The organism is Acidiphilium sp. (genome assembly GCF_049977125.1).
Taxonomy (GTDB): Bacteria; Pseudomonadota; Alphaproteobacteria; order Acetobacterales; family Acetobacteraceae; genus Acidiphilium.
Map to the genome: position 1 here is coordinate 1 of NZ_JBMFGY010000185.1, position 4,682 is coordinate 4,682.

Genomic DNA, 4,682 nt, shown 5'->3' on the forward strand with positions numbered 1-4,682 from the left:
ACACCAGAATCGTTCTCGGGCCGTTTGGCAAGTCCCATCCGGATTCTCACAGAGTCGGGGTATACCCACAGTGCCGCGCACGCGGCCAATGTTCGTTCAAAACACGATGGTGAACTCGGCTTGCGCCACAACGGCATTCGGCTCAACTTTCATACGGTCCTCCTGGTCCGGGATACCACCGCCAGGATGCATAATATATTGCAGATCGGGCGTCGCGGTCAGCCACGGCGTGATCAGCGCGGTATAGTCCAATTCGAAATCGGTCTCCGCGCTAGGGATCGGTTTGCCAAGGTTGCCGAGGGCATTTTCCGACCGGACCAAGCTTATTTTCCGTGCGCTGATCCGGTCATAGGAAATGGCGAAAGCGGCGGAATCGTGCGGACGGCCGGGGAAAGTGCCATTCAGCACGATGCCACCCTGTACGTCTAACGAAATAAGGTTGTGGCTGGGGGGCGCATAGGCGATCCGGGAAAAGACACGTAGCCTGCGTGAGCCGCATCCGTGCCAGAGGGTCTGGGTATCGCCGGCATAGATCACGTAATCCCCCCGGTCGGCCCGGGGGCTTCCGACATTCGTGCCAATCGCATTTAGTGCGAGGCTTTGCCCCGTCACACTGTACAGCAGATCCGGCCGACTCAGCGTGTCGTAGAGGCCACCTGCAAGAACCTTGCCCTTCCCAAAACCGGGCAGACGATAAGCGTAATCTGCTTCGCCGATCATCAGCGCACCGGTATCAAGCGGAAAGATCAACCCGTTGGAATCGCGCGCGGGAGGTAGCGGACCTTCGAGTGGCTGGCCGAGCGGATCGCCGCTGAACAAGCCGCCGCGCAGCCGCAGTTGCCGAGTAACCTGCACGGCGATCATCGCGCCAGGTCCTTCATAGGAATAGGCCGGACCACCTCCAGGAAGATTGTTTGCCATGATGTTGCGGTAGGTGAAATTCGAGTTGACCAGCACCGAAGCGGCCGGATTTTGGTCGAAGTTCTCGTCGATACCAAACTTGCCGAGTTTGATATGGATTGTGTCGCCTGATGAGCGCCAACTTAGATAGGCGTCACCCAAGCGCGCCCCGTCAGGGGCCTCCTCATAAGACAAGCCACTCAGACTATGGACGTAATAGGCGGTAGGTCCGTGGCCTTGCACGACCCAAGCAGAGAGATAACCCGACAGACCCGGAATGCCGGTATAGCGTGCAAGGCCGACCCGCGCCGAAAGCGTCAGCAGCGCCGCAAAGGCCCTTCCCTGTCTAGCCCCACCGCCAAGCACGACAGACGGGACGGGTTGCTCAACCGCGCCGAGCTTTATTCCGTACCCGGCAAGAAATGGCCGCACGCCTGCCCAATCGCCAAAAAGGTGGTGGCGGGACCAGATCGATGTTGGCTGGTTGGCGTACGCTGTCGGGGTCATGCTCGAAACGACCAAAGCAGCAAGGCACAACACCGTGCGGCCACCAGAACGTCGGTGATTTTTCATCGCCGACTATCAACACCCCTAATCCAGAACTTCCGCAACCCGCCTCACGTAAAAGTCACACCGTGTCAGTTTCCCTTGAAGAGACTCTGCGTCAAAGTTGGTGCAGGTCTGCTTTGGTGAGTGAGCTCAGAAATCACCCCACGCTCTGATGCGCCTGATCCCAGGTGATCAAGCGCGGGCGGTCGCGACGGATCACCTGGCCGGGGATCGCGAGTTCGATCCGTCGGAGCGCCTGGCGGACCGCTGCCGCGTCGATCAGCTTCGGCGGGGTGCGGTGCGCGAGGATGTAGGCATAACGATTGGTCCCGGGCGGGAACGGATCGTGCGGCCCGAGCGAGGTTTTCCCCTGTGGCACCGGCGGCTTCAACGGAATGCGGAAGCGTTTGCTGACGGCGGCGAGGGTGGCACCTTGCAGCGGCGGAATGCCGAACAATGGGCCCATCTGGCGGATGATGCTGCCGACCACCGGGGCCGCCACATAGCCGCCGGTGGTGAAGCCATAGCAGAAATGCTGCATCTTCTTCGTCGCCTTCGGGTGGATCACCATGGCGTAGACGATGTAGCGCGGATGGTTCGATGGAAAGATCGCGATGAACCCGGCATCGTTCAGCCGGTTGTAATAGCCGCCGCTCGGCCGCACCACCTGCGCCGTGCCGGTCTTGCCGCCGACGAGGTAGCCATGGACCCGCGCATAGATCCCGGTGCCCGACAGCACCACGTCGCGCATCAGATTGCGCATCACGACCGAGACATGCCGCCGCATCACCCGCACGCCACGCCGGGGCGGTGCGCCGGGTCGGCGGGCGAGCAGGGTCGGGCGATAGAGGATGCCGCCGTTGACGATCGCATCCTCGGCGTTGACCAGTGTCATCGGCGCCATCGCGATGCCATTGCCGAACGAGACCGTCATGGTGGTCAGCATCCGCCAATCCGCCTTCGGATGCCAGATCGGCGGCTGCACGCCGGGCAACTGGATCGGCGGCGGTTTGAAGAAGCCGAGTTTGCGCAGCCATGCGCGCTGGAGCTTCGGCCCCATGATCGTCGCGATCCGCGAGGTGCCGATCACCGAGGAATAGGCAAGGATCGCCGGCATTGCGAGCCAGTAGGTCACCGGCTCGTAGTCGCGGATCACGAAACCGTCGAGCGAGAGCGGATGGCTGGTGTTGAACCGGTCCCAGTAATGCATCATGCCCGACTGCATCGCCCCGGCGAGCGTCACCACCTTCATCATCGAGCCCGGCCCATAATCGCCGGAGACGCAGCGGTTGAACAACAGCGACGGGTTCACCGTATGCAGGTCGTTGGCGTTGTAATCGGGCAGGCTCACCATCGCGAGGACCCGCCCGGTCATCGACTCGACGATGCTGCACGCCCCCTGCGCCTTGTAGTCCGACACCGCCTTCGCCAGCGCCTTGTGAACGATGTTCTCAAGCGCAACCGAAACCGACAGCCGCAACGGCCGTCCCGGGTCCCTGGTCAGGCGCTTGTTGAAATAGCGCTCGACACCGCTGATCCCCTGCTGCCCCGGCGTCACCCCGCCCAGAATATGTGCTGCGATATCATCGTTCGGATAATGGCGCTGCCAGGTCCGCTGGAAATAGATGCCGGGAATGCCGAGCCGGTTGATCGCGAGTTCCTGCGCGGAGGTCAGGTAGCGATCGAGATAGACGAAGCCGTAATGGCGGTTGCTGAGGCGGATGAGCAGATCGCGCCGGTTCAGAAACGGCAGGATGGCAAGGATCCGGCTTGTGTCGCGCCGCGGGTGCCTGATCTGCTTCGGGTCGGCGAACAGCGCCGCACTCGGCAGCGATACCGCAAGAATTTTGCCGGAGCGATCGAGGATTGGGGCACGATCGGGTGGCGCGATGGTGTCGGCAAGGTCGGGCCGGGTTGCGGCGATGACCACCGGGTTGGGCAGGATCGGGGCGATCACGGTCGCCAGCACGAGTTTCCCCGCGAGGACGATGTAGATCGCCACGAAACAGATCATGCCGAACACCAGCCGCCAGCGGAACCTGCCGTGCCAGAGCCCGCTCTCCGCGTTGTCCGCCCCGCTCAAAGGTTGGCGACAGCGGTCTTGCGGGCGAGAAACCAGGCATCGAGGGCGGTTTTCATCGAGGTCGCGAGCCGCAGCCTGAAGGCGTTGGTCCGCAACGCGGCTTCGTCGTCCGGGTTCGAGAGGAATGCGGTTTCGATCAGCACGCTCGGGATCGCGGCGGATTGCAGAACCACGAAGGTGGCATGCCGGGCCGGGTTCTGAAGCATGTCGACCTGCCGGGCGAGGGAGCCGACCATCTTGTCCTGCAGGAGATGCGATTGGGCTTTGGTGCTCTGATCCATCAGGCTGAACAGGATGCGCGAAACCTGGGGTGAGACACCGCGGAACGTCGGGTTCGAGATGCGTTCAACACTGTTTTCGGTACGCGCGATCTCGGCGGCGAGCGGATCGGACGACGTGTTGGAAAAGGTAAACACGCTGGCACCGCGCACCACCGTGTTCGGCGCGACCGAATTGGCGTGGACCGACATCAGCACGGCGGCCTTGTGTTTCTCCGCGATGCCGACCCGCTCGGTCAACGGCAGAAACACGTCGCGCTCGCGGGTCATCATCACGTCATACCCGCCGCGGGCCAGCGTATTGCGCAGATCCCAGGCAGTGGCGAGTGCGATGTCCTTTTCGTAAAGATTTCCGGCTCCGATACAGCCGGGGTCGCGACCACCGTGGCCGGGATCGATCACGACCAACCGGCTCGAAGGAGGCATCGGGCGATCGGCCGCCACGATGCCGGGTCGTCGCTGGGCTGCCTGTGCCAGACCCACCTGCATCCATAACGGCATGGCAAGCGTTGCGCGAATTCCGGCATCGAGAACGAAGCGACGTGAAAATATCATGACCAGCACCCCTGTGTTCGAACAGCCAGGGCATTGCCCCGACTTGGAGCAAACTACTCCAGTGTTTTGTCAATAAGTCACGTTAAACCATCTGTATTAAACAAGGATTTGATAGTACATCATATTTTCGATACTACACGGTAATGTGAGGTTGTAGGGCGGTTCTTGGCCACAGCTGTTCAACGCGTCGATATACCCCCATCAAACGCCGAGTCTAAGGGTATGTATGGTTGGCATATTGGTTCGAGATGACGCTACATTTCTCACTGCGTTCTTCGTCAACCATCCGTCAGACCTTCCATACCGAGCTTCGCGAT

At 61.4% G+C, this 4,682-nt stretch carries 3 protein-coding genes; all 3 read right to left on the minus strand.

The genetic code is table 11. From position 1 onward, the window contains the following. Positions 1–96: 96 nt before the first annotated feature. Positions 97–1,473 (minus strand): carbohydrate porin, encoded by a 1,377-nt coding sequence (locus tag ACP5E6_RS16280; RefSeq protein ID WP_427955858.1) that lies wholly within the window; start codon positions 1,471–1,473, stop codon positions 97–99. A gap of 133 nt (positions 1,474–1,606) precedes the next feature. After that, on the minus strand, positions 1,607–3,532 hold the full coding sequence (locus tag ACP5E6_RS16285) for a peptidoglycan D,D-transpeptidase FtsI family protein (protein WP_427955860.1): 1,926 nt from the start codon (positions 3,530–3,532) through the stop codon (positions 1,607–1,609). Continuing rightward, positions 3,529–4,365 carry an N-acetylmuramoyl-L-alanine amidase family protein gene (locus tag ACP5E6_RS16290; protein WP_427955862.1) on the minus strand — a complete coding sequence of 279 codons (837 nt, stop codon included), beginning with the start codon at positions 4,363–4,365 and terminating at the stop codon, positions 3,529–3,531. The genes ACP5E6_RS16285 and ACP5E6_RS16290 overlap by 4 nt, the downstream gene beginning before the upstream one ends. Positions 4,366–4,682: the final 317 nt, after the last annotated feature.

Excerpts from the sequence above, each read along its gene's own strand:
- ACP5E6_RS16290 (WP_427955862.1), bottom strand. The coding sequence starts at position 4,365 with ATGATATTTTCACGTCGCTTCGTTCTCGATGCCGGAATTCGCGCAACG.
- ACP5E6_RS16280 (WP_427955858.1), bottom strand. The coding sequence starts at position 1,473 with ATGAAAAATCACCGACGTTCTGGTGGCCGCACGGTGTTGTGCCTTGCT.